The organism is Streptomyces monticola, from assembly GCF_042665355.1.
GTDB classification, from domain to species: Bacteria; Actinomycetota; Actinomycetes; order Streptomycetales; family Streptomycetaceae; genus Streptomyces; species Streptomyces monticola.
In genome coordinates this window covers 104302-127534 of record NZ_JBHTCF010000022.1, presented here as the reverse complement: position 1 = coordinate 127534, position 23233 = coordinate 104302, and the positions used below count along the sequence as shown (strand labels likewise).

Below are 23233 nucleotides of genomic sequence, written 5' to 3'. Positions count from 1 at the left end.
GGCGCCGCGCGCCACGTCCGGAACGGGCCGGGGCCACGGCGCCACCGCCGCCGCGGGGCGCAGCAGCGGTGTCGGTGCGGGCGGCGGCGCCGCGGGCCGCCGCCCGTCGGTCTCGGGTGCGGGCTCCCGCTCGGTGCGCACCACGGTGCGCTCCCGCTCGGTGCGCAGCCGTACTTCGCGGGTGGCGGGCGTCAACTCGCTCTCACCCGGGCGCGGTTCGGGCGACGTGGGCCACAGCGGCACTGTGCCGTCGGCTTCCCGCGCCGTGGCGCCCACCGCGTCGACCCGCTCGAAGGGGCCCGTGAGGCGCGGCCGTACGCGCACCACATCGGGCCGCCGCCGCCCGGCCGGCAGATGCCGGGCGAGCAGCCGGTCGAGGAAGTCGGGTTCCGGCGGTGCCCCGGAGGAGTCGGTCATGGCGCACACAGCTCCAGGTAGTAGCGGCGCCGCAGCGGGCTGAGCGCCAGGATCTCCGGCTCGCTCCACCCGTAGGCGGTGGCGAGCAGATGGACGTCGAGAAGCACGTCGCGGGCCCAGGCGTCCAGTTCGGTCCACAGATAGGACGCGATGTCGAGCTCGGCGCGGGTCGCCGCGTCGCACTCGGGGCAGTTGATGTTGAGCGTCACGTCGGCGGCCGGGTCGGCGTCCTGCGCGGCCTGCGCGATACGCCGCTCAAGGGACGGCGGCAGTACGTCGGCGGTGACGGCGTCCCCGTCGCGCAGCACCGTCACCAGACACCGTTCGAGCAGGGCGCGGCGTGGGTCGGGGTGCCGGGCCGCAGCGGCCAGGTCGGCGACGGCCGGCACCCTGAACTCGACCTCCCAGCCGTCCTCGGCGAGCCGGAGCACCGACTCGCCGGGAGGGCCGAGCGACCGGGCGAACTCCCCGGCGTCGAGGTCGAACTCCATGTCCTCGCCGCACGCCGCGCAGTCGAGCCGCACCTGCATGCGCTCGCCGAACAGCGCGCGGCGCAGCGCGAACAGATCCGCCTCGCGCGCCCCGACCGGCAGCGAGAGCAGTGCCTCGCCGTCGCCGTCGAGTTCGGGGCGTGCGGCGCGGTGCAGGAGCAGGGCACGGCCGAAGCCGTCGTGACCGAGCCCGGCCTCCCAGGTGGCCAGGAGGTCAGCGGCCTGTGTGCTCGCCATGCCCGCCCCCGTTCCTGCGTCGTACGCGTTGCTGTTGTTCGTCCTGCGGTACTGCTTCATGCGGTACTGCTTCATACCGGCTACCGGCTACCGGTTGCCTCAAGTGGCCCCGTGTCAGGCCGGGTTGAGGAACGAGGGCTCCTGCGGCTCGGGCACCTCGTAGTCCCGCTCCCAGCCCTCGCATTCGAGCTTGAGGCTCTGGATGGCCACCGCGTTGGCGTTGGCGTCCAGCTCACCGAGCACCTGGTACTCGCTCGGCCAGGTCCGGTACAGCTTGTGCGAGACGGCGACCTGGCCGGCCTCGTTGAGTACCTGGATGACGATGTCCTTGCGGAAGTCCGCGAGGGACACCTCGGAGCCGAGCCCGGCGCCGACCTGCCAGACCTTGTTGGCCCAGCGGTCGAACTCGGGGTCGTGCGTGACGCCGCGCTCCAGGGTGATGCCCTCGAACTCGGAGCGGCCCGGCGACTTGCGCGGGGAGCTGGGGTCGCCGCCGTGCCGGTGCTTGACGACCTCGGTGGTCCGCTTCAGCGGACTGATCTTGCTGATGCCCGCGACCGTACGACCGTCCCACAGGACCAGGAACTTGAAGTTCTTGTACGGGTCGAAGCGTTGGGCGTTGACATTGAACTCAGCCATCGGATTCCTTCACGCTCACAGCGGTTTGTCTGGGTGTCCGTAACGCCTAGAGCTCGAACTGCCCGGACGTCTGCTGGATCCTGACGATCACGAACTCGGCGGGCTTGACCGGAGCGATCCCGACCAGGACGTTGACCACGCCGTTCGCGATGTCCTCAGCCGTCGTCGTGTCGTGGTCGCACTTGACGAAGTACGCCTCGCGGGGCGTACCGCCCTTGAAGGCGCCCTGGCGGAAGAGCGTGTGCAGATACGAGGAGGCGCTGAGGCGGATCTGCTGCCACAGGTTCTCGTCGTTCGGCTCGAAGACCACCCACTGCAGACCGCGGTGCAGGCTCTCCTCCACGTGCAGTGCGAGCCGTCGCACCGGCACGTACTTCCACTCGCTGTCGAGGGCGTCCGAGCCTTCGAGGGTGCGGGCGCCCCACACCAGCGGGCCCACCATCGGGAAGGTCCGCAGGCAGTTCACGCCGAGCGGGTTGAGCAGGCCGTTCTCCCGGTCGGTGAGCTTCACGGTGAGCGAGTGCACACCCGCGAGCCGTGCCTCCGTGCCGGCCGGCGCCTTCCATACACCACGCTCGGAGTCCGTGCGGGCGAAGACGCCGGCGACCGCGCCGGACGGCGGGAAGGACCGCAGGCGCCCGGTCAGCGGGTCGGTCAGCTGCAGATGCGGGAAGTACAGGCCCGCGTGGTTGCCGCGTACCGGCTCGAAGGCCGCGAGGCCCGCCCGCGCGCTGTCCACGCTGACCCAGGAGTCGGGGGCGTCGACGAGCAGGAAGATCCGCCGCTCCTGGCACAGGCGCTGCGCCGCCGAGACGACGGTGACCATGTCGTCCGTGGACTCGTAGGCCGAAAGCTCGGGCAGCACAAGGAGGTTGACGTCATCGACGCCGCGCAGCGCCTGGATGCCGGTCTTCTTCGCCTCGCTGCCGATCAGGTCGCGCGGCCCGGGCGGGTCGCCGTCCTCGCCGCCCTCCAGCGGGAACACCGGCGGCTTCACCGAGGCTTCGAGACCGAGGTCGTTGGCGCACTCGCCGAGGAAGCGGACGACGTCCTCGGGGTCGGTGGAGCCCGCCACGACCTGGATACGGCGGCCGAACGCGGTGACCTCGACACCCGCGAAGGCGTGCTTGCCGGGCGCGTCGGGCAGGGCCCGCAGCTTGCTCTCGAGGAGCTGGGCCAGCTCGGTGACGGTGGCCGGGGCCTCGCCGTCGCTGTCCGGGTCGTACAGGGTGAACTCGCGCTCGACCTCACCGATCTTCACGGTCAAGTCGACCGCCAGATCCGGGAGTTCATGGCCGAACGGCTTGGAGACGGTGCCCGAGGGGTCGGGGCGGCCCTCGCCGACGACATCGACGCGGATGAGCCGGGAGCCCGAGTTGATCACGGTGGGGGCGTAGCGGCCGTGCGCGGAGTCCATGGACAGGCCGGTGAAGACCTCACGGGCGCCGCCGCGGGCGTCGTACACCCGCAGGTTGAAGGTCTCGTCGGGGCACGGGGTGTCGTAGTCGACGGCGACCCGCAGGCCGTTGCCCCAGCCGCCGGGCTCCTTGGCGTGCACTTCGAGGACCGGGCACTCGCTGTGGCCCTCGGTGGACTCCAGGGTGACGCAGGCGGCCTTGCCGCTGCCGGCCTTGGCGACCCGGACGATCACGGCGACGGTGCCGCCGTTGCCGAAGAACTGGTGCACCGCGTAGCCGACGGCGCTCTGCGAGCTGAGGCCGCCGAAGCGGCGCTCGAACTCGGCGAAGCTGGTGACCCGCACCGGCTCGTTCAGCGGTCCGCGCCGGGTGTGCCCCACGAAAGCGGTCACCGAGGTCGTGACGGTCGAGATGGTGCGGACGCTGCTGGGAAGCTCTTCGACGTAGACGCCGGGATACGTCGGCTTCGCGGCGCTCACTGCATTCGTCGGCATTCCCCCTCCTATCCCTTCTCAGGCACCGGGTGAAGGCACCAAGAGATGGCGGAGGGAGGCGTACGGCGATGACACGCACCGCCATCGGCCCATGGCAAAGCCACGGCATGGTGCGCGTACAGCTTCGGATCCCCCGTCAGTGCCCGGGTCGTTGGGTCGGCCGGGCCAAGCAACGTGCTTGTGACTCCTGATGCGTAAGTGCTGAACGCAGTATTGGCATCTGAGACTTGACCGAACAAGACGTGTTCAGGTCACCGGGAGGGGAGGTTGTGTGAAGAGTGAACTCCGGCTCTTCACTTCTCAACTGGCCTTGCCGCTAGGGTGATTGGCCGAAAACGCGCGCCGGAAAGCGTAGGCGGCGGGGGCGGGGCGGAGGGGGTTCAGCAGACCTGTCCCGGCGCCGCCGCGGTGGCCTTCAGGAGGTCGCGTACGAGCGCGAAGTCGATCTGGTCGGGGCGCCGGAAGCGCAGACAGCCCTTGCCCATGTCGTGCCCGGCGAGCCGTTCGGCGAAGGCGTCGCGCACATCGGTACGCATCACGTACACGGAGATGTACTGCTTCTGGGACGCGAAGGCGAACTCGGCCGTGCCATCCCTTAGGTAGGCGGGCATGCCGTACGCCATCACTTCGCCGAAGCCCGGCAGCTCCGCCCGGCACAGCGCACGCAGCCGCGTCAGGGCCGGCCTGCGCTCCTCGGGCACTTCGGCGAGATATCCGGACACGTCTTCCGCGGCGCTCTGCACCATGGGCCGAGCCTAGGCGGACCGGGACGTCGCGGCATCGGGACGTCGCGGCATCGGGACATCGGTGGCATCGGGATGTCGGCGGGCGGCGCGGGGCGGGTCACGCATGGCGGGCCCCCGGCGCCGTCCCAGGTGGCGGGGGCCCGCAGTCGCGGGGGCCGGTCAGCCGCGCGGCCGCGCCAGGAGGGTGCGGACACCGTCGGCCGTGAGGGTCAGGGCGTCCGGCGAGCCGGCGTCGATGGCCAGGGACAGGTCGTCCGACGGCCACTGCGCGGCCAGGGCGCCGAGCGGCACCCGCTGGCAGTGCGAGATGGACGGCAGCAGTTCCGTCATCCGCAGCTCGGAGGTGAAGACCGGCACCAGCTGCTCCCCGCCGGGCTCTTCGAGGACCGGCAGGGTCATGGCGGCGGCGTTCGGGTCCTGGGCGTCGCTGACCTCGTCGGGGACGGGCAGCAGCACGGAACTCTCGGCCAGGGTGTCCAGGGCCGCCTGGTCCTGCGGCTGGGTGGCCAGGGCGCTGAGCGCGGCTTGCGCGGGTGAGGTGCTGTTGGCGGAGGGAATGTCCATGAAGTGCCTCGTGGTCGTGGTGGCGTATCCGGCCGCGGCGGGCGCCCGCGGCCGGGCGGAATCACCGTCGCGTACCCCGCACACCGCCGGGCATTCATGAATCCCCTGTCAGGCCCTGCGTTCGTGTCCGAGATCCCCCTGCTCGGCCGGGGCGGGCCACCTCGCTTCAAGGGCCGGGGCGGACTATCCCGCCCCGGCCGGGGCACTCGGTGGTTCCAACCGGTCGACCCTGGCCGAACAAGGGGCTGTGATGGAGATTTCCGGACTCATCAGCGCAATCGTGATCGGCGCCGTGATCGGCGTACTCGGCCGCCTCGTCCTGCCGGGGCGCCAGCGCATCGGTGTGCTGTGGACCATCGCCGTCGGCATCGTCGCCGCTCTCATCGGCACGGCCATCGCCGGGGGCCTCGGCGTGGCCGACACCGACGGCGTGGACTGGGCGGAGTGGCTGATCCAGATCGCCCTCGCCGCGTTCGGCGTGGCCGCGCTCGACCGGGTCAAGCTGCGCCGCTGAGCCCGCACGCGACAAGCACGGCGCGGGCCCCGCGGGCTCAACTGCCGGACGGTGAAGTCCAGTCGGCGCTCACACGGCCGATACGGACGCGCTGCGGATGGTCGCCGACCGCCACGCTCGCGGTCTTCTCGCCACTGGCGAAGTCGATGGCGGTGACGCGGTCGGCGCCGCTCTCGGAGATCACGCAGGAGCGGCCGTCGCCACTGACCGTCGCCCAGTACGGCTTGGCCGCGGTCACCAGCGGTCCTTGTTCGAGGGTCGCGCGGTCGACGACGGTCGCGTAGTCGTCCATGGTCCCGGCGACGCACAGCTTGTCGCCCTTCGGGCTCATCGAAAGGCCGTGGTGGCGCGAGTCGTTGACCCAGGTGGTGCGGTCCTCGCTGGTCGCCGGGTTCTTCGGCAGTGTCTTGACGCGGGTGATCCGGTCCGCCTTCACGTCGTACTCCAGGAAGCCGTTGAAGAACGACACCTGGAAGTAGAGCCGGGACTCGTCGGGCGAGAACGCCACGGGCCGCAGCGCGTCGGACAGATCCTTGCGGCCGAACGCGTCGAGCCGCTCCCGCATATCGATCACCCGCACCACCTCGAAGGTGCGCGCGTCGACGACGGTGATCCGCCGGTCGCCCTTCGTCCAGTCCATCAGCGGGTCGTCGAGAGCCGTGTTGACCTCACCGATCGACATGTTCCACAGATAGCGGCCGCCGTCGGTGAAGACGTTCTCGTGCGGCTTGTCACCGGTCTTGAACGAACCGGCCTCCTTGCCCGTGTCGATGTCGAGGACATGCACCGTGTTGGAGATGGACGCCGAAACGGCCACGCGCCCGCCGTCGGGGGAGACGGCCATGTGGTCGGAGCGGAACCCCGAGACGGGGAACCGCCAGTTGACCTTGCCGGTGGCGAGGTCGAGGGAGACCACGTCGGCGAAGCTGGGCCGCGAGACCACCACGGACCGGCCGTCGGGGGTGGAGTACATGTCGTCCACGAACTGGTCGTGCCCCTCGCCGGGGCCGAGACGGATGCCGAGGAAGAAGGCGAGCTTGAGCGGGTTGGCGTAGATCTCCTTGAGGCGTTCCTCCTTGTCGGGGATGACATTGATCCGGCCGATACGGGCCAGGTCGCCCGAGGGCTCGATGACGTCGGCGGTGCCGTCCCAGTTGTTGCCGACGAACATCACGTCTCTGAGCCCGGAGCCGAGCCCGGAGCCGAGTTGGGAGCTGTGCCCGGATCCGGCCTCGGATCTGTGCGGCGGTGCGGAGGCGGCGTCCGCCGTGGCGCTGCCCGCGAGGGTCAGGGCGAGGGCGGCGGTGAGGGCGCCGAGGCTGTGCGCGGAAGTGCGGAACATGGTCGTCCTTCCGGGAGTCTCCGGGGAATCTCCGGGAATCACCGAGGAGTTCAGGGGAGTTCCGGCGAGTTCCGAGGAGCGGGGAGAATGTGAACACGGTTCGGTTCAGATTGGCTACCGGAAGGTAACTACGGCTCCGCCGCCCCGGCAAGACGTGTGCGCGACAATCTGGGCCGGGAACGAGGCGGCGGTGAAAGGGAGTTACGTGACGGGCAGGCTCCGCAAGGCCACCGGGCGGTACGCGGGACGCACCGCGCAGGAGCGGCAGGCCGAGCGCCGCCGCCGCTTCCTGGACGCGGCCCTGACGCTCTTCGGCGGCGAGCCGGGCTACCGCGCCACCACCGTCGCCGCCCTCAGCGAGGCCGCGGGCCTGTCCACCCGCCAGTTCTACGAGGAGTTCCGCACCCTGGAGGACGTCCTTGCCGTGCTCCATCTGGAGGTCAACGACTCGGCGGAGGAAGCCGCTCTGGCGGCGCTCGTCGAGACCCCGGACCGCCCCGTCGCCGAACGTGCCGCCGCGGTGTTCCGTGCCTACGCCGCCCATGTCACCGGCGACCCGCGCCGCACCCGGATCACCTTCGTGGAAATCGTCGGCGTCAGCCCACGCCTGGAACACCAGCGCCTGGCCCGGCGGGCCCGCTGGGTGGATCTGCTGTGCGCACAGGCACGGGACGCGGTCGAACGCGGCGAGGCCGTCGACCGTGACTACCGCGTCGCGGCCGCCGCGTTCATCGGCAGCGTCAACGGCCTCCTGCACGACTGGAGCGCGGGCTGGGTCGACGCGAGCCTCGACGAGGTGGTCGAGGAACTGGTGCGGGTGCTGCTTGGGTTGCTGCGTACGTAGCCGGGGTCGCTGCGTACGTGGCAGGGATTGCCGCCGGCCGCGGCCGGGATCGCTCCCGGCGGCGCGGTCAGCCGGCCCGCTCCTCCATGCCGAACGGCCGGTCCATGCGTGGGTGCGGAACATGGCCGGGGGCTTCGAGGGCGGCGGGGAGCACGTCCCACACGGTGAAGCAGCGGTCCAGGCCGGTCAGGCGCAGTATCTGCCACACCCGGGGCCGGCCGCGGACCAGACGCAACTCGGTGTCGAGAGCGGTGGCGTGACGCCGGACGCGGACCAGAAGGCGCAGTCCGCTGGCGTCGATGAAGGTCACCGGGCGGAGATCCACGACGACTTGGCGGTACGGACGCTCGAGGAGGAGGACGGTCAAGCGAGGAACGAGCACCTGATGGGCCCAGGCGTCGATCTCGCCGTACAAGGACAGCACCAGCGTGCCGTCCACATTGCGGTGGTGCAGGCCGAAGGTCGGCTCAGAGGTCTCCATGGCCCACCCGGGAGTCAGCTCCGTAACTAGGAGTAATCAAAAGAGGGTTGGCGCCGCCGAGGAAATCGGCGCCGGGTGCCACCGGGGTCCAAGGTGGCTTAGCGGTGCTGAGTGCATCTTTCCCGCTCAGGCACGTCGTATGCCTGTTCTGGTAAAGCTGTCTCCGGTTCAGGTGCGGCGAAGAACATCAACTCTCTTGATTACAGAGCGTGTTCATGGTGTGTTCGGGTGGGCGTCGGCGAGGTCAGGCCGAGGCGTGGAAGGTGCGCAAGGCATCCATGACCTGCGCGTCGGAGAGCTGCGGGAAGCGCTCGTAGCCCTCGCTGATGGCGTGCAGGTCCGGCGGCTGATCGAGACACAGCACGTCGTCCGCGTACGCCCGGAGTTCGGCCACCGCGCGCGGGCTGCCCACCGGGGCGGCGAGGACGAGCCGCCCCGGCTCCTGCCGGCGCAGGAAGCCGAGGGCCGCCCGTGCGGTCAGGCCGGTGGCGAGCCCGTCGTCGACGAGCAGGACCGTGCGGCCCTTCACGTCGGGAGCGGGGCGGCCCGCGCGGTAGAGGTGCTCGCGGCGGTGCACCTCGGTGCGGGCCCGGGCCGCGTCCGCCCCGAGTGCGTCCTCGCTCAGGCCGAGGAACTCCAGGGCGCGGCGGTCGAAGAGCGGTGGTTCCTCGGCGACGACGGCGCCGATCGCCGTCTCGCGGCGCCCCGGTGCCCCGATCTTGCGGGCGACGAGCACGTCCAGGGGCACGTGCAGCGCGTGCGCGACCGGGGCGGCGACGGGGACGCCGCCGCGGGGCAGGGCGAGGACGACGGCGTGGTCCAGGTCGCCGGAGCCGGACCGTTCGAGCAGACGCAGGGCGAGCTGCCGCCCGCCGTGGTCGCGGTCGCGGAAGGGCACGGTGGGCCTCCAAGGGGGCGTATGGCTGGAGGTGCCGGGTGTACGTGGGGGGCGCGGGTGTACGTGGGGGACGGTGGCCGTCAGCTGTAGGGGCCCGAGCGCGGGTCGTAGTCGTCGGGCCACGCGCGGGTGTCGCGCGGCTCCACGTACGGCTCGTCGTCCTCGGGCAGGCCGCCCGAAATGGCGCGCTGGCGGGCGAGTTCGGCGTCAAACTCAAGGCCGAGGAGTATGGCCAGGTTCGACAGCCACAGCCACATCAGGAAGATGACGACGCCCGCCAGGGTCCCGTACGTCTTGTTGTAGGAACCGAAGTTGGCGACGTAGACGGCGAACCCGCCCGAGGCGAGCAGCCACAGGAACACCGCGAGGGCGCTGCCGGGACTCACCCAGCGGAAACCCGGGCCGCGGACGTTGGGGGCGCGCCAGAACAGCAGCCCGATCATCACGATGACGAGCACGAGAAGGACCGGCCACTTGGCGATGTTCCAGACGAGCAGGGCCGCGTCCCCCGCGCCGACGGCATCACCGGCGCGTTCGGCGAGCGGCCCGGTGAAGACCACGATCAGGGCGCTGGCGGCGAGCAGCAGCATCAGCACCACGGTCAGGGCGATCCGCAGCGGCGTCAGCTTCCACACCGGACGGCCCTCGGGCAGGTCGTAGACGGCGTTGGCGGTGCGGATGAAGGCCGCCACATAGCCGGAGGCCGACCACACGGCCGCGGCCAGGCTCACCAGGGCCACCACGCCGCTGGTGCCGCCGCTGTCCTGCAGCTGCCGCACGGCGTCGCCGAGCAGATCGCGCACCGCGCCCGGAGCGAGCTGCCGCAGATTGTCGAGCACCGCCTCGGTCGCCGACTCGCCGATGACGCCCAGGAGCGAGACGAGGACGAGCAGCGCCGGGAACAGTGAGAGGACGCCGTAGTAGGTCAACGCCGCCGCGTGGTCCGGCAGATCGTCGTCCATGAACTCTTTGCCGGTCCTGCGCAGGACCGACCACCAGGAGCGGGCGGGAAGCTCGGTGGGCTCGTCCGGGGCGGCTTCCTCGACCGCCCGGCCGGGCCCGGCCTCCGGGCCGGGCTCCGCTTTTCCGTCGCGTCGGTGCTTGGGCTTGCCGATGGGTGCCATACGGCGACGAGTTGCCCGCTCACGCCGGGCCAATCCGGCGAAGGGGACCGGGGCCGGTCAGTCCGTTTTCGGGCCGTGACGCAGGGAGCTGCGGACGGTGAAGGAGTGGCCCGCGGGGTCGGAGTACATCCGGGCCTCGTTGGGACCGCCGCGCCCGGACGCCTCGATCGGGGTGCCGCCGAGGCCGACCACCGCCCGCTCCACGGCGTCGAGGTCGTCGGCGTCGACGAGGAAGTCCAGATGGGTCTGCAGCGAGTCCTCGGGCCGCGGCCAGCTGGACGGTGTGGCGTTCAGATCGCGCCGGAACGCGATCCTGATGCCGGTGCCCGTCTCGATGTCCATCCGGTTGCTCGTGGTGTCAGGGCACTCCTTGGCGTCGAGCAACTCCTTGTAGAACTCGGCGAGTTCCTCCGGGTCCGCGCAGTCGAGCACGATCGCCGCAGCCTTGACCAGTCCCATAGCCCCTCCTCGGCTCGCCGCTCCGAGTGCCCCGCAGGTCACGGGGCAAACGGTTTCCGCATTGGAGCGCGGGGAACCCGGCGGTCTGCCGTCCACCGCCCCGCGGGCAGCCCGACGCGGAGGAGACGCCCCTGGAAGGACGCTCCGAGCGGCATGTGACCCGAGCCCGGGAGGGAGACCACGCATGAACGAGGTGACCGCACATGAACGAGGTGACCGCACATGAGTGACATCGTCGACTCCGACGAACTGCTGCGCCGGCTGCGCGTGGCCCGCGACTGGGCCGAGGAGCAGCGGTCCAGCCGCCTCGCGCGGCAGGGAGATGCGGCGCAGGCGAGCGACGTCATCGCCTACGGGGTCGTGCGCGACGTCCTCGACAAGGTGATCGAACCGGGTGCGGACCCGACGTAGAGACCCCCGTCGTAGAGACCGGGGGCGGACCGTCGTCCTACCGGAGGCGCTCGCCGAACGGCCGCCCGGCTGCCCGCGCGCCTGCCCGCGCCGCGCGCCGGTAGCTCGGGCCCACCGTCAACTGGCCTCGGACTGCGGCCCGTTCAGGTGCGCTCCGCCCCCGCGCACACCCTGCAGGTGATCCGGCGGGCCGCCACCTCGTGGGTGGCGCGGCCGAGGCCCGGGGTGTCGTGGACCTCCGTGGTCCCTGCGTACAGATGGTCGCGGCAGAGCGCCGCGCCGCAGCGGGTGCACACCGCCACGGCAGGGGTCGTGGTGGCCCCGGGCAGACAGTCGTAGCAGTTCATGGTCTTCGTCCGTTCCTGACGATTCGTGACGAGACGTCGTGACGAGACGTCGTGACGAGACGTCATGGGGGAACAGCGTGGGAACGCGTGGAACCAGTGCGGGTCCCCCCGGGGCAACGGCGGAAACACGGCCGGTTCCAGGTGCCCGCCGCCGCCCTGGCGGGTACCCGGACGCGGCGCGCACACCACCCCGTCATCCCCGTGCGGCGCGATCGCAGCCCCCGAGCGAGAGGAACGACCGTGAGCACCGCATCCGGCCACCGCATCGTCGTCACCGGCGCCACCGGCAATGTCGGTACCGCCCTGATCCGCCTCCTCAGTGAGGACCCGGCTGTCGGTTCCGTCCTCGGCATCGCCCGCAGGGTGCCCGACCGGCAGCCGCCCGGGACCGAGTGGGCGGGCGTCGACCTGGCCGCGGACACCGGTCTCGCCGAGTACTTCAAGGGTGCCGACGCGGTCGTGCACCTGGCCTGGCAGTTCCAGCCCGCCCGCGATCCCGCCGCCACCTGGCGCACCAATGTCCTGGGCAGCGTCCAGGTGTTCCGCGCGGCCGCCGCCGCGGGAGTGCCGGCCCTGGTGCACGCCTCGTCGGTCGGCGCGTACTCGCCGGGTCCCAAGGACCGTGCCGTGGACGAGTCCTGGCCCACGCACGGCTGGCCGGAAGCGGCGTACTGCCGCGAGAAGGCCTATCTGGAACGGGCCCTCGACTCCTTCGAGCGCGAACACCCCGAGGTACGGGTGGTGCGGATGCGGCCCGCTTTCCTGTTCCAGGAGCAGTCGGCGAGCGAGCAGCGCCGGCTGTTCGCGGGGCGCCTCAAGCCGGGGCAGCTGGCCAGGCCCGAGCTGCTGCCCTTCCTGCCCGGCATCCCCGGGCTGCGGTTCCAGGCCCTGCACACCGACGACGCGGCCCGCGCCTACCGCACGGCGCTCACCGCGGATGTGCACGGTGCGTTCAACCTGGCGGCCGAACCGCCCCTGGACGCCAAGGTTCTCGGCGAGCTGTTCCACTCGCGCGTGGTGCCGCTGCCGCGCCGTGCGGCGCGCTCCGCGCTCGCCGCGGCCTGGGGGCTGCATCTGGTGCCCGCGTCGCCGCAGCTGTTCGACGCCGTGCTGCGGCTGCCGATGATGGACTGCACGCGCGCCCGCGAGGAGCTGGACTGGAGCCCGGAGCGCACCGCCGTCGAGGCCGTCGAGGAACTTCTGCACGGCCTGCGGCACGGCGCGGGCATGGAGACCCCGCCGATGGAGGGACGCAAGGTCGGATGAGCGGCAGCAGGCCGGGTACTCGGGGCGCATGACTGCACAAAGCATCGGAAACGACACCGCACTGCACGTCGCCGCCAACGCGTTCGTCGGCGGTATCGCGCCCTTCCTCGTCGGTCTGATCGTCGCGGGCGCCCTGATCTGGGCCGTCTGGCTCGGACTGCGCGTCCGCAGGCGTGAACCCGGTCCGCCCCGCCCCGAAGAGCAGCCGCGGCTGCCCGACGGCGGACCGGTCGGGGACGTGAGTGAAGTGCGTGAGCCCGACGAAGTGCCGCGGGACCAGGGCCGGTTGATGCCCCACGAACTCAAGGGCGACCACGCGGGCAGCAGGCGCAGCGGCGACCAGAGCCCGCGCCGCTGGAGCCCGGGCTCCAGCGGGGCGTTCGGCAGCGGAGGCCCCGGCAAGACCTGACGGCGCCGCGCGAGGACGGGACGACGCCCCCGCAGAGACGGACGAAGGCCAGCAGACAGGAATCAGCACAGGGAGGTGTACGGGACATGCGCGCCGTCACGTGGCAGGGCAAGCGTGACGTACGGGTCGACACGGTGCCGGACCCGGCGGTCGAGGAGCCGACGGACGCGGTGATCCGTGTGACGTCCAGCGGACTGTGCGGCTCCGACCTGCATCTGTACGAAGTGCTCACCCCGTTCATGACGCCCGGCGACATCCTCGGCCACGAGCCCATCGGCGTGGTCGAGGAGACCGGCGCCGACGTGCCGGACCTGAACCCGGGCGACCGCGTCGTGGTGCCCTTCCAGATCGCCTGCGGCCACTGCTGGATGTGCGGCGCGGGACTGCACACGCAGTGCGAGACCACCCAGGTCCGCGAACAGGGCATGGGCGCCGCCCTGTTCGGCTACACCCGGCTCTACGGCGGTGTACCGGGCGCCCAGGCCGAGTATCTGCGCGTCCCACAGGCCCAGTTCGGACCCGTCAAGGTCCCCGAGGGCCCACCGGACGACCGTTTCGTCTATCTCTCCGACGTGCTGCCGACCGCCTGGCAGGCCGTGCGGTACGCCGATGTGGCGCCCGGCAGTTCGGTGGCCGTCCTCGGTCTCGGGCCGATCGGCGACATGGCCTGCCGGATGGCTCGCCGTCGTGGCGCGGAGACCGTCATCGGCGTGGACCTCGTGCCGCAGCGCCTGCGCCGGGCCGCGGACCGCGGCGTGCAGACGTACGACCTGCGGGAGTTCGCCGGCCGCAAGGAACTCGTCGAGGCGGTCAGGGACGCCACCGGGGGACGTGGCCCCGACTCCGTGATCGACGCCGTCGGCACCGAGGCACACGGCAGCCCCGCAGGCCGTCTCGCCCAGCAGACCGCCTCGCTGCTGCCGCAGACCTGGGCGGTCCGGCTCGCCGAACGCGCGGGCGCCGACCGGCTCGCCGCCCTGCACACCGCGATCGACCTCGTACGACGCGGCGGCACGATCTCGCTGAGCGGCGTCTACGGCGGCATGGCGTCACCGCTGCCGCTCATGACGATGTTCGACAAACAGATCCAGCTGCGCATGGGGCAGGCCAACGTACGCCGCTGGGTGGACGATCTGCTGCCGCTGCTCACTGACGACGACCCGCTGGGTGTCGACGAGTTCGCCAGCCACCGCCTCCCGTTGGCCGAGGCTCCGCACGCGTACGACATCTTCCAGCGCAAGCGCGAGGACGCCTTGAAGATCCTCTTCCAGCCGTGAGGCGGCGTACGGCGGCACCCCTCCACGGCGGGCATGAACCGGAGACGCGGGGTACCCGGCGGGCATGAACCCGCAACAGGAGCAGGCGGCTGTGCCGCACCCGGCAGCGGGCGGCACGGAGCCGCGCAGCGCAGCCAAGCACCGCGCGCGGGCCGAGGCCCTCGTCCAGCTGGCCGTGCTCATGGCGGCCTGGATCCTCATCTCCTCATGGGCCCTGATCTTCCCCGCCGACGTGGAGGTCGAGCAGGCCCGCCTCAACGAAGCCCTGGTCGGCATGGGCGCGTTCCTCGCCGCAGTACGCCGCAGGCACCACCCCTTCGGCCGCCTCCCGGCCGCCGCCCTGACCCTCGGGCTCGGCGTCTGGCTGGTCGTCGCGCCGTTCGTGGTGGGCTACGGCCAGAGCGGCAGCAACGACATCGCGCGCGTCAACGACGTGGTGTCCGGCGCGCTGCTCGCCCTGATCGCCGCGGCGAGCCTGGTCCTGGCCAGGCGCCACGGGACGGAGGGGCAGCGAAGCGCCGACGGCGCCTCCGGGAGCTCCCGTTGACGCGGCGTTCCCTCCTGGGCGGGGCCCTCGTCGGTATCGGCCTCGCCGCCTTCGTCGACGAAGTGGTCTTCCACCAGCTGCTGCACTGGCACCACTTCTACGACAAGGCGTCCAGTGCCGCGGGCCTGGTCTCCGACGGCATCTTCCACGCCTTCGGCTGGGCCGCGATGGTGACGGGCCTGTTCGTCTACGCCGATCTGCGGCGCCGCGACGCCCGCTCCCCGAGGGCCTGGTGGGCCGGCACCTGCCTCGGCGTCGGCGGCTTCCAGCTGTACGACGGCACGTTCCAGCACAAGGCACTCGGCCTGCACCAGATCCGCTACGGCGTGGACCTGACCCCGTACGACCTGACCTGGAACGTGATCGCCGTGCTGTTCCTGCTCACCGGGGCCGTGCTGTTGCTGCGGATCCGGCGCGCGAGAGCCGGGACCCGTGCGGCGGGAGCCAAGAGCCGTGCGGCGGGGGCCAAGAGCCGTGAGGCAGGGGCCAAGAGCCGTGAGGCAGGGGCCAGGAACCGTGAGGCGGGGGCCGGGACACGGCAGCCATGACGTACGGCTCGTACGCCCCGTACGTCCTGCTCGCCGTGGCCGCGTGCTGCCTCGCCTACACGGGCGCGGCGCGGCGGCTGAGGGCGCGCGGGGACCGGTGGCCGCCGCGGCGGGACGCGGTCTGCTGGTCGGCGGGCGCGGTGCTCGCCGTGGCGGCGTTGCCCTGGCCCGGCGGGGAGCCGTTCACCGCACACACGGCGGCACACCTCGCCACCGGCATGCTCGCGCCGCTGCTGCTCGCCCTCGCCAGACCGGTCACGCTCACCCTGCGCACCCTGCCGGTGCCGGCCAGGCGCCGGCTCCTGGCGTGCCTGCGCTCACGGCCTGCGGCGCTGCTGACCTGGCCCCCGGTGGCCGCCGCCGTGAACGCGGCCGGTCTGTGGGCGCTCTACCGCACCCCGCTGCTCGCCCACACCCACCACCACCCGTGGCTGCAGGCCGCCGTGCACCTCCATCTCCTGCTCTCCGGCTTCCTGTTGGCCTTCGCGGTGCTCGCCCTGGAACCGGTACGGCACCGCAGCGGCCATCTGCTGCGCGGCGCCGCCCTGATCGGCGCGGCCGCCGCGCACGACGTCCTCGCCAAGTCCCTGTACGCCACCGGGCCGCCCGGCACCGTCTTCGCCCCGCACGACCTGCACGCGGGCGCCCAGCTCATGTACTACGGCGGCGATCTCACCGGCGTCGCCCTCGCCGCTCTGCTCGCGCTCGGCTGGTACCGGGACGGCGGCCGCGCCCTCGCCAGAACCGCACGTCGCACGGCATACCCGCGCCCGTGAGGGGTACTTCGGGGCGCATGTCCGGTATCGAACTCAACAGTCCCGCATTCACCGACCACACGCCGATCCCCGCCCGCCATGCCAAGGACGACGAGAACGTCTCGCCCCCGCTGAAGTGGTCCCGCGTTCCCGCGGACGCCGTGGAGCTGGCCCTGCTCTGCGAAGACCCCGACGCGCCGTCGGGGACGTTCGTGCACTGGCTGATGACCGGCATCGACCCTCGTAAGGACGGGCTCGGCGCGGGGGAGAGGCCCCAGGGAGCGCTCGAGCACAAGAACGGCTACGGCGAGGAGGGCTGGGGCGGACCGCATCCGCCCGAGGGCGACGACGCGCACCGCTACCTCTTCCGCCTCTACGCCCTTCCGGCCCCCGTGTCGCTGCCGCAGCAGCCGAGCGCCGACGACGTGCACGGCGTACTCGACCGCCAGCAGGTGGCGACCGCCACGCTCGTCGGCCTCTACAGGCGCTGAGCCGCGGCGGCCCCACCTCACGTGCCGTACAGGGCGTCGAGCTGATGTGCCGTACAGGGCACCGAGCTCACGTGCCGTACAGGGCGTCGAGCACCTCGTCGTCCGTGACCTGGTCGAAGTCCTCGTACCACTCGCTGACCGCCATGAAGGAGCACGGCTGGTGCACGCAGAGCACCTCGTCGGCCTCGGCGCGCAGCAGCCGTTCGGCCTGCGGTGAGCACACCGGCACGGCGAGGAGGGCCTGTTCGGGGCCCTGGGCGCGGATGGAGCGCAGCGCGGCGCGTGCCGTCGAGCCGGTGGCCAGGCCGTCGTCCACGATCAGCGCGGTGCGCCCGGTGATGTCGGGGGCGGGGCGCCCTTTGCGATAGAGCTCCTCGCGGCGGCGCAGCTCGGCCCGTTCGCGCTCCACGACCGGCGCCAACTCCTGGGGGCTGAGGGCGAGTTCGCCGAGCGCCTCCTCGTCGAAGAGCGGCGGCTCGTCACCCACGACGGCCCCGAGACCCACCTCGGGCTGCTGCGGTGCGCCCACCTTGCGGGTGACGACGACGTCGAGCGGGGCCTGCAGGGCCCGCGCCACCTCCTGGGCGACCACCACGCCCCCGCGCGGCAGGGCGAGGACGAGCGGCTGCGGCAGCGCTCCCTTCTCCTGCCGTACGCGCAGCAGCGCCGCGAGCACCTGCCCGGCGTGCCTGCGGTCCTGGAAACGCACCTGATTCACTCCTTCTCCCGCTGCCACATGTACGCGAACCAGCGCCGGGTCACCCCGGCCACCTCCGCCAACGCCCCCGGTTCCGCGAAGAGATGACCCGCACCGGGCACGAGGCGCAGCCGGGTGAGGCCCCCGAGCTCGGCGGCCGCCCGCCGGTTGAGGTCGAGGACCTGCTCGTCGAGGGCGCCGACCAGAAGCAGCACGGGCACCCGCACCGCGGCCAGGGCGTCGGCGCCGGCCAGGTCGGGGCGCCCGCCCCGGCACACCACGGACCGCACCAGATGCGGGCGTTTCGCGGCGGCGACCAGCGCGGCCGCGGCGCCCGTGCTCGCCCCGAACAGGCCGAGCGGCAGACCGGGGGAGCGTGCGGCGAGCCAGTCCACGGCCATGGTGAGGCGCGCCGCGAGCAGCCCGACGTCGAAGCGGTGCTCGCGCGTGACCTCGTCCGCCGCGGCCTCCTCCTCGGTCAGCAGATCCACCAGGAGCGTGCCGACGCCCTGTTCGTACAGCGCGTCGGAGACGGTGCGGTTGCCCGGGCTGTGCCGGCTGCTTCCGCTGCCGTGCGCGAACACCACGGCCCCCAGGGCCGGTTCGGGCACGGCGAGTTCCCCGGTGAGCGGGGCCTCGCCGCCGGTCACAGTGACGGTCTCGCACAGCATGCGGCCTCCCGGCCTGTCTCGCTCCACCGGTCCCTTCGCGGCCCGCAGCTCCTGCGGACCGGCGCGCGCCGGGTACCCAGGGCGCGGCCGACCATGCGGCACGCGCATCTGCCGTGGCTGTGGGTGCGGCTGTGGCGGCGCCGCGGCGCGCCGGGGAACAGGGGCGAACAGTGCGTTTGGGACCGTCCGGCGCGGCTACCCGCACGGCGTGTTGAACGAATATCCGCCCCTCGCCACCGTGCAGGCGGAGCCGGACGAGGTGATCCGGTTCATCGAGGACCGTTTCGTCTGCGCCCAGGCCTGCGTCGAGTGCGCCCGTGCCTGTACCGCCACGGTGCCGGTGCCCGAGCTCGGCGAGTCACGGCGGCCGGATCTGAAATGTGCCCAAGTCTGCGAGACGACACGGCAGTTCCTGTCCCGCGAGGACGCCACCGACCCGGAGGTCCACCGGGGTCAGGTGGAGTACTGCGCGGACGTCTGTGCCCTGTGCGCCGCGGCCTGCGAACGCCTCGCGCCGGTGCGTGACGAGTGCGCCCGATGTGCCGAAGCCTGTCGCCGTTGTGAGCGTGCTTGCCGGGAGTTCCTGGAGTGCCTGGCCTGATCCTGTGCGGCACGCGGCTGACCCGATGGCCCTCAGGGGCGCATACTGGCCTCACGATGACGAAATCCCACGCCTCGCGGCGCCACCTGGCCACCAGCCCCTTCTCTGCTCCTGTGGAGCCGATCGTCAAGCACTTCGAACTGGGGGACCGGGTCTCCCACGACCAGTTCGGCCTGGGCCGGATCGTCGGCGTCGAGGAAGGGGTCGCCATGCTGGTCGACTTCGGCTCGCGTCAGGCCCGCATCCTCAGCCCGTACACGCGCATGGACCGACTGTGAGCCTCAGCGTCTGACTGCGGCAGCACCCCCAGACGGTACGCCGCTGTGCGCAGGTCACGGCCCCGCCCATGAGCGGGGCCGTGACCTGCGCATTGCTGTCAGTGACGGCCGTCGGCGCCGCTGTCTGCGGCAGCGTCCGTCAGGCGGCGGCCTCAGCCGTTCTCGGCCTGGAACATCCAGTGGTGCTTCTCCAGGTCGGCGGTGATGCCGATGAGCAGGTCCTGGCTGACCGGGTCCGCCTCGGCGGTGGCCTCGACCCGCTCCCGCATCCGCGTGATCACCGAGCCGAGCGCCTCGACCATGGCTCCGACACCGTCGGAGTCCTTGATCCAGCCGTCGGGCACCGGCGCGAAGCTGCCGGCCCCCGCCACGGTCGCGGCCCGGCCGTCGGGCGGGACACCGAGGGTCGAGGCCCGCTCGGCCACGTCGTCGGTGTGCTGCCGGGTGGCGTCCACGACCTCGTCGAGCTGCAGATGCACGGAGCGGAACCGGGGTCCGACGACGTTCCAGTGGATCTGCTTGGCGGCGAGAGTGACGTTCACCAGGTCCACCAGGGCGCCCTGCAGCGCTTCCGAGACGGTCTTGAGGTCGGCGTCGGGCAGCGGGCTCTTCACGACGTACATGTGACTCTTCTCCTCCTGCGTACATCAACGGCCTGATTCGGCCCGGGGGTCCGCCAGGGGCGGCGTCGCCCCCGGTCCCCGGCGCCGATATCCGGCATACCGGAAACGTACTCCGGCCTCGTCGCCGGGAAACAGGACCAAAGTCCCGGGATTCACGCTGTTCACGGGGCCGCCGGGCCGGAGCCTTCGGTCGTTCCCGGACGTCACGCTCCCGGAGTGGATCGAGTACCGCCGCAGCGCCGATTCATGCCCGCCGCACCGCCACCTCGTCCCTCTGCCGTCCCGCCGCGTCCCAGTCCGTGTCCTAGCCTCTGTCCAGGTCCGCGTCCAGGTCCGCGTCCAGGTCGGCGTCCAGGGCCCGGCCCCTGGTCTCAGGGGCGGCGAACGCCATCCACGCGACGGCCCCGAGCACCGCGGCCCCCAGCACGGCGAACGTCACCGGCAGTCCGAGCACCGGCCAGAGCACCGAGCCGAAGAGCAGCGGCGCGAACCCGGTCAGGGCGCGGCTGACGGAGGAGGCCCAGCCGAAGCCGCTGGCCCGCAGGGACGTGGGGTAGAGCTCCGCGACGTAGGCGTAGAGCACCGGGATGGTCAGCTGCACGAGGAAGCCGAAGGCGGCGATCGCGACCAGCGAACCGGTGGGCGCCTTCAGGACGAGGGCGAAGACCACCAGGGCCAGGGTGGCGAGGGGCGCCGAGACGCCGATCAGCCACTTGTGCCCGACCAGATCGACCAGGGCGGTGGAGACCAGGACGCCGGCGATGCCGACGCCGCTCATCAGCGTGGTCCCCATGAACGCCGCCGTCTCGCCGAGCCCTTCCTCCCTGAGGATCGACGGCATCCAGCTCAGCGCCGCGTAGTAGACGAGCATCACGGTCGCGAAGAGCAGCCAGGACGCGGAGGTGACGCGCGGGCTGAACCGCCAGATCCGGACGAGCTGTTCGGCCGCCGCGCGCAGTCCGCGCGAGCGCTCGTCGGCGGGCGGCGACGGGATGACATACGGCTCGACGGGCGCACCGGTCCGCGCCACCAGGTCGTCGATCACGGCGCGCGCCTCGGCCTCACGGCCCTTCCGCGACAGATAGACCGGCGACTCCGGCACCCCGCGCCGCACCCAGAACAGCAGCAGCGCGGGCAGCACCATCGTGGACAGCATCCACCGCCAGTTGCCGTCGAGGGACAGCATCGCCGTGGACACCAGGCCGCACAGGGTGACTCCGACCGGCCACCACACGTCGAGCGCGGTGAGGACGCGGCCGCGGTACTTGCGCGGCGAGAACTCGCCCACCAGCGCGTAGTCCACCGGGATACATCCGCCGAGGCCGACGCCCGCGAGGAAGCGCAGGGCCAGGAAGATCTCGTACGTGGGTGACAGGGCGCCGAGCACGGAGAACAGCGCGAAGATCAGCAGTGTGACGCTGAACGCCCTTTTGCGGCCGATACGGTCGGCGACCGCGCCCCAGGCGATGGCGCCGACGGCCATGCCCACGAGATTCGCGGTGGCGACATAGCCGCGCTGCCCGATGGTGAGGTCGAAGTGATCGCCGAGCAGCGGCATGAGGAAGCCGTTGAGGGCGATGTCGTAGGCGTCGAAGAGATAGCCGAGCCCGCCGATGACGAAGATGCGCCCCTGCACGCGCCATTTCCAGGGCAGTTCCTGGACGATCTGGTCACCGGTCTTCGCGCTGGTCTTGGCGCCGGTGTTCGCGCCGGTGTTCGCGCCGGTCTTCACATGCGCTCCTGGGCTCCGTGTTCCTATGACCCGTACATGATCCACCGCGCCGAGCAGCCAGGTACGAGCGGATCGACGGGGGGATCAGGAGGGGTCAGGACGGATCAACTGTCGGCGGCGGGGCGGTACGGCGGTGCAGCAGCGTGATGCCGTCGCGCTCGGCGACCACGTCGTACGAGCGGCGGGCCGCGGCAAGGGCCTTGAGCTGCTCGTCGATCGGATGCGGCCAGTGTGCCGTGGGCTTGGGCCAGTCATCGGCCGCGTACCGGTCGTGCACGATCCAGTCGCTGTCGGTGCCGGGCTCGGGGTGGCCGGGGAACAGGACGACCTCGCAGCGTGAGGTCAGCTGCGGGGCCAGGCGGTTGGAGGCGGCGACGGTGGCGCCGTCCGGGATCAGCGCGAGGACCTGCCGGGCCGCCGTCACATGCGCGGGTGTCTGCCAGGTCGCGGAGCGAAGGAGCAGCCCGAACGAGAACGAGGGCACGGTGAGGGCCGTGACCGCGACCACCGTGGCCAGGGTCGCCCTGATGTGCCGGCGCGCCATGGGGTGGTCGACGCCGCGCCAGCGGGACAGGGCGTCCACGAACGCGGCGAACACGATCGGCACGAGCACCGCGCCGTAGTGGAAGTCGGGCAGCCAGAACAGGGAGTTGCCCGAGGCCAGGCGCCAGCCGAGGGTCGGCAGGGCGAGCCACACCAGCGGGGAGCGCAGGGCGAGCATCGCCGTCGGGGCGAGGACCAGGATCAGCAGGACCGGTTTGCCCTGCGGCGTGAGGAGGTCGAGCGGCAGATGCACGAGCGTCGACAGGAGCCCGTCGCGCACCGGCGCGGTGGCGCCGCTCATCCGCTCCCAGTGGTCGTAGCGGCCGCCCGAATTGGCCAGCGGCAGCAGCACCTTGAGCTGCAGCACGCTGCCCGCCATACCCGCCGCCACGGTGCACAGACCGAGCCGGCGCGGCCCCTTGAGGGCCACGTACGCGCCGACCGCGGCAAGCGTCATGCCGAGATCCTCCTTGACCAGGAGCAGCGGCGCCGTCCACGCGACGGCGGCCCGCCAGCGCCGCCGCCCGAGCGCCTCCAGGCCCAACGCGAGCAGCGGCACCGCGAAGGCCACCTCGTGGAAGTCGAAGGCCACGGTCTGCGCGATCCCCCAGCTCGCGCCGTAACCGAAGGCCACGGCATGCGCGGCGGCCCGCCCGGTCGACCGGTACGCCCACCGGGCGAGCGGCACCACGGCGAGCGCGAGCAGCGCGGCCTGCGCGGCGAGCAGGCTGAGCGGCGAGGGCCACAGCCAGTACAGCGGTACGAGTTCCACCAGGATCGGGTGGAAGTGGTCGCCGAGCAGATTGAAGCCGGGCCCCTTCAGCGGTACGAGGGGCGCCTCGAACCGTGCGTAGGCGCGTACCGCCTGCTCGAAGATCCCCAGGTCGTAGCCGTGGGTGCGCAGCAGCGCATGGCGCCGGAAGGACAAGGTCACATACCCGGCGAACAGCGCGAGTGCCCAGCCCCACCAGAGCATCGCGGGACGCGGACGCGCGCCCGGGGCGGGCGGTCCGACCGGGGTGGCGGTGGCTGCGGGACGGGGGAGCAGATCGGCCCAGGGCTTCATGGGGCCGGATGCTAAGTCGCCCGCGCCACCCGCCGATCCGGGACATACGGAGAGCCGATGATGCGGCACGGATGGCGCAACGGCGGGCGGGGGCCGGGGAGCCCGGCCGCGCTGAATTCGCGCAGCGAGGCGAGCGCCGCGGAGCTGCGGATGCGGGCGCTCAACAGGCAGGACAGGACGAGGAGTTGGTACAGCGGCTGCGGGGTGTCGCGCAGTTTGATGCCCGCCTCGTCGGCGAAGGTGCGGCCGTGCCCGGCGAGCAGCTCGCGCACCACGTCCTGCCGTCCCCGGCTCATGGTGGCG

The 23233-nt window shown here is 72.0% G+C and carries 29 protein-coding genes and 1 pseudogene; 12 read left to right on the top strand and 18 right to left on the bottom strand.

The annotated features are described in order from the left end of the window. The 6 genes and pseudogenes from ACFQVC_RS35985 to ACFQVC_RS35960 all read right to left on the bottom strand — a co-directional run. Positions 1–417: pseudogene (locus tag ACFQVC_RS35985) on the bottom strand (hypothetical protein); the annotation flags it as partial. Continuing rightward, on the bottom strand, positions 414–1145 hold the full coding sequence (locus ACFQVC_RS35980; RefSeq protein WP_381838677.1) for a T4 family baseplate hub assembly chaperone: 732 nt from the start codon (positions 1143–1145) through the stop codon (positions 414–416). The pseudogene ACFQVC_RS35985 and the gene ACFQVC_RS35980, both read right to left, overlap by 4 nt. A 114-nt stretch (positions 1146–1259) precedes the next feature. Further along, entirely contained in the window at positions 1260–1784 is a 525-nt protein-coding gene (locus tag ACFQVC_RS35975) for a phage tail protein (RefSeq protein ID WP_381838661.1), read from the bottom strand. Between the two features lie 46 nt (positions 1785–1830). After that, positions 1831–3696, bottom strand: a complete 1866-nt coding sequence (locus tag ACFQVC_RS35970) for a phage tail sheath family protein (RefSeq protein WP_381838659.1) — start codon at positions 3694–3696, stop codon at positions 1831–1833. A 380-nt stretch (positions 3697–4076) separates the two neighbouring features. Next, positions 4077–4442: an iron chaperone gene (locus tag ACFQVC_RS35965; protein WP_381838657.1), complete on the bottom strand. Its 366-nt coding sequence runs from the start codon at positions 4440–4442 to the stop codon at positions 4077–4079. Positions 4443–4601: 159 nt separating this feature from the next. Continuing rightward, entirely contained in the window at positions 4602–5006 is a 405-nt protein-coding gene (locus tag ACFQVC_RS35960; RefSeq protein ID WP_381838655.1) for an SseB family protein, read from the bottom strand. 250 nt (positions 5007–5256) lie between these two features. Here ACFQVC_RS35960 and ACFQVC_RS35955 point away from each other — a divergent pair, with 250 nt between their 5' ends. Continuing rightward, a complete protein-coding gene (locus tag ACFQVC_RS35955; RefSeq protein WP_381838653.1) occupies positions 5257–5520 on the top strand; it encodes a GlsB/YeaQ/YmgE family stress response membrane protein in 264 nt (87 codons plus the stop codon). Between the two features lie 37 nt (positions 5521–5557). Here ACFQVC_RS35955 and ACFQVC_RS35950 read toward each other — a convergent pair whose 3' ends face one another. After that, entirely contained in the window at positions 5558–6862 is a 1305-nt protein-coding gene (locus ACFQVC_RS35950) for a YncE family protein (protein WP_381838651.1), read from the bottom strand. Positions 6863–7067: 205 nt separating this feature from the next. Here ACFQVC_RS35950 and ACFQVC_RS35945 point away from each other — a divergent pair, with 205 nt between their 5' ends. Beyond that, the gene (locus ACFQVC_RS35945) at positions 7068–7706 is read left to right on the top strand and encodes a TetR/AcrR family transcriptional regulator (protein ID WP_381838649.1); all 639 of its coding nucleotides are present in this window, start codon (positions 7068–7070) and stop codon (positions 7704–7706) included. Between the two features lie 67 nt (positions 7707–7773). Here the strand turns inward: ACFQVC_RS35945 and ACFQVC_RS35940 are convergent, their stop codons facing one another. From ACFQVC_RS35940 to ACFQVC_RS35925, 4 genes are all read right to left on the bottom strand, one after another. Beyond that, on the bottom strand, positions 7774–8187 hold the full coding sequence (locus ACFQVC_RS35940) for an STAS domain-containing protein (protein WP_381838647.1): 414 nt from the start codon (positions 8185–8187) through the stop codon (positions 7774–7776). Between the two features lie 244 nt (positions 8188–8431). Continuing rightward, positions 8432–9085 carry a phosphoribosyltransferase gene (locus tag ACFQVC_RS35935; RefSeq protein WP_381838645.1) on the bottom strand — a complete coding sequence of 218 codons (654 nt, stop codon included), beginning with the start codon at positions 9083–9085 and terminating at the stop codon, positions 8432–8434. Between the two features lie 80 nt (positions 9086–9165). Then, positions 9166–10209, bottom strand: a complete 1044-nt coding sequence (locus tag ACFQVC_RS35930; protein ID WP_381838643.1) for a YihY/virulence factor BrkB family protein — start codon at positions 10207–10209, stop codon at positions 9166–9168. Positions 10210–10266: 57 nt separating this feature from the next. After that, entirely contained in the window at positions 10267–10668 is a 402-nt protein-coding gene (locus ACFQVC_RS35925) for a VOC family protein (RefSeq protein WP_381838641.1), read from the bottom strand. 222 nt (positions 10669–10890) lie between these two features. On the opposite strand from ACFQVC_RS35925, the gene ACFQVC_RS35920 reads away from it, so the two are divergent. After that, a complete protein-coding gene (locus ACFQVC_RS35920) occupies positions 10891–11079 on the top strand; it encodes a hypothetical protein (protein WP_381838639.1) in 189 nt (62 codons plus the stop codon). A 143-nt stretch (positions 11080–11222) separates the two neighbouring features. Here the strand turns inward: ACFQVC_RS35920 and ACFQVC_RS35915 are convergent, their stop codons facing one another. Next, on the bottom strand, positions 11223–11492 hold the full coding sequence (locus ACFQVC_RS35915) for a DUF2180 family protein (RefSeq protein ID WP_381838638.1): 270 nt from the start codon (positions 11490–11492) through the stop codon (positions 11223–11225). Positions 11493–11666: 174 nt separating this feature from the next. Here ACFQVC_RS35915 and ACFQVC_RS35910 point away from each other — a divergent pair, with 174 nt between their 5' ends. The 7 genes from ACFQVC_RS35910 to ACFQVC_RS35880 all read left to right on the top strand — a co-directional run bounded on the left by ACFQVC_RS35910 (position 11667) and on the right by ACFQVC_RS35880 (position 16719). Beyond that, the gene (locus ACFQVC_RS35910; RefSeq protein WP_381838636.1) at positions 11667–12692 is read left to right on the top strand and encodes an NAD-dependent epimerase/dehydratase family protein; all 1026 of its coding nucleotides are present in this window, start codon (positions 11667–11669) and stop codon (positions 12690–12692) included. A gap of 28 nt (positions 12693–12720) precedes the next feature. Continuing rightward, positions 12721–13101, top strand: coding sequence for a DUF6479 family protein (locus ACFQVC_RS35905; RefSeq protein WP_381838634.1), 381 nt, complete (start codon positions 12721–12723; stop codon positions 13099–13101). 86 nt (positions 13102–13187) lie between these two features. Continuing rightward, complete coding sequence (locus tag ACFQVC_RS35900) at positions 13188–14378, top strand: alcohol dehydrogenase catalytic domain-containing protein (protein ID WP_381838632.1); 1191 nt, start codon at positions 13188–13190, stop codon at positions 14376–14378. Positions 14379–14442: 64 nt separating this feature from the next. Further along, positions 14443–14925, top strand: a complete 483-nt coding sequence (locus ACFQVC_RS35895) for an SPW repeat domain-containing protein (RefSeq protein ID WP_381838630.1) — start codon at positions 14443–14445, stop codon at positions 14923–14925. Continuing rightward, positions 14922–15473 (top strand): DUF2243 domain-containing protein, encoded by a 552-nt coding sequence (locus tag ACFQVC_RS35890; protein WP_381838628.1) that lies wholly within the window; start codon positions 14922–14924, stop codon positions 15471–15473. Before ACFQVC_RS35895 ends, ACFQVC_RS35890 begins: the two co-directional genes overlap by 4 nt. After that, a complete protein-coding gene (locus ACFQVC_RS35885) occupies positions 15470–16249 on the top strand; it encodes a cytochrome c oxidase assembly protein (protein WP_381838626.1) in 780 nt (259 codons plus the stop codon). Before ACFQVC_RS35890 ends, ACFQVC_RS35885 begins: the two co-directional genes overlap by 4 nt. A gap of 17 nt (positions 16250–16266) precedes the next feature. Then, positions 16267–16719 carry a YbhB/YbcL family Raf kinase inhibitor-like protein gene (locus tag ACFQVC_RS35880; protein ID WP_381838624.1) on the top strand — a complete coding sequence of 151 codons (453 nt, stop codon included), beginning with the start codon at positions 16267–16269 and terminating at the stop codon, positions 16717–16719. Positions 16720–16786: 67 nt separating this feature from the next. Here ACFQVC_RS35880 and ACFQVC_RS35875 read toward each other — a convergent pair whose 3' ends face one another. Both ACFQVC_RS35875 and ACFQVC_RS35870 read right to left on the bottom strand, forming a co-directional pair. Next, positions 16787–17428 carry a phosphoribosyltransferase gene (locus ACFQVC_RS35875; RefSeq protein WP_381838622.1) on the bottom strand — a complete coding sequence of 214 codons (642 nt, stop codon included), beginning with the start codon at positions 17426–17428 and terminating at the stop codon, positions 16787–16789. A 5-nt stretch (positions 17429–17433) separates the two neighbouring features. Continuing rightward, on the bottom strand, positions 17434–18087 hold the full coding sequence (locus ACFQVC_RS35870; protein ID WP_381838620.1) for a dienelactone hydrolase family protein: 654 nt from the start codon (positions 18085–18087) through the stop codon (positions 17434–17436). A 208-nt stretch (positions 18088–18295) separates the two neighbouring features. On the opposite strand from ACFQVC_RS35870, the gene ACFQVC_RS35865 reads away from it, so the two are divergent. Together ACFQVC_RS35865 and ACFQVC_RS35860 are read left to right on the top strand one after the other, a co-directional pair. Next, positions 18296–18688, top strand: coding sequence for a four-helix bundle copper-binding protein (locus tag ACFQVC_RS35865; RefSeq protein WP_381838618.1), 393 nt, complete (start codon positions 18296–18298; stop codon positions 18686–18688). A gap of 56 nt (positions 18689–18744) precedes the next feature. Further along, positions 18745–18966 (top strand): hypothetical protein, encoded by a 222-nt coding sequence (locus ACFQVC_RS35860; RefSeq protein ID WP_381838617.1) that lies wholly within the window; start codon positions 18745–18747, stop codon positions 18964–18966. Between the two features lie 152 nt (positions 18967–19118). Here ACFQVC_RS35860 and ACFQVC_RS35855 read toward each other — a convergent pair whose 3' ends face one another. The 4 genes from ACFQVC_RS35855 to ACFQVC_RS35840 form a co-directional block, all read right to left on the bottom strand. Continuing rightward, positions 19119–19589, bottom strand: coding sequence for a Dps family protein (locus ACFQVC_RS35855; RefSeq protein ID WP_381838615.1), 471 nt, complete (start codon positions 19587–19589; stop codon positions 19119–19121). Positions 19590–19893: 304 nt separating this feature from the next. After that, positions 19894–21321, bottom strand: a complete 1428-nt coding sequence (locus ACFQVC_RS35850) for an MFS transporter (protein WP_381838613.1) — start codon at positions 21319–21321, stop codon at positions 19894–19896. 94 nt (positions 21322–21415) lie between these two features. Continuing rightward, positions 21416–22930, bottom strand: coding sequence for a DUF2079 domain-containing protein (locus tag ACFQVC_RS35845; RefSeq protein ID WP_381838611.1), 1515 nt, complete (start codon positions 22928–22930; stop codon positions 21416–21418). Positions 22931–22941: 11 nt separating this feature from the next. Further along, the gene (locus ACFQVC_RS35840) at positions 22942–23226 is read right to left on the bottom strand and encodes a hypothetical protein (RefSeq protein WP_381838609.1); all 285 of its coding nucleotides are present in this window, start codon (positions 23224–23226) and stop codon (positions 22942–22944) included. Positions 23227–23233 lie beyond the last annotated feature (7 nt).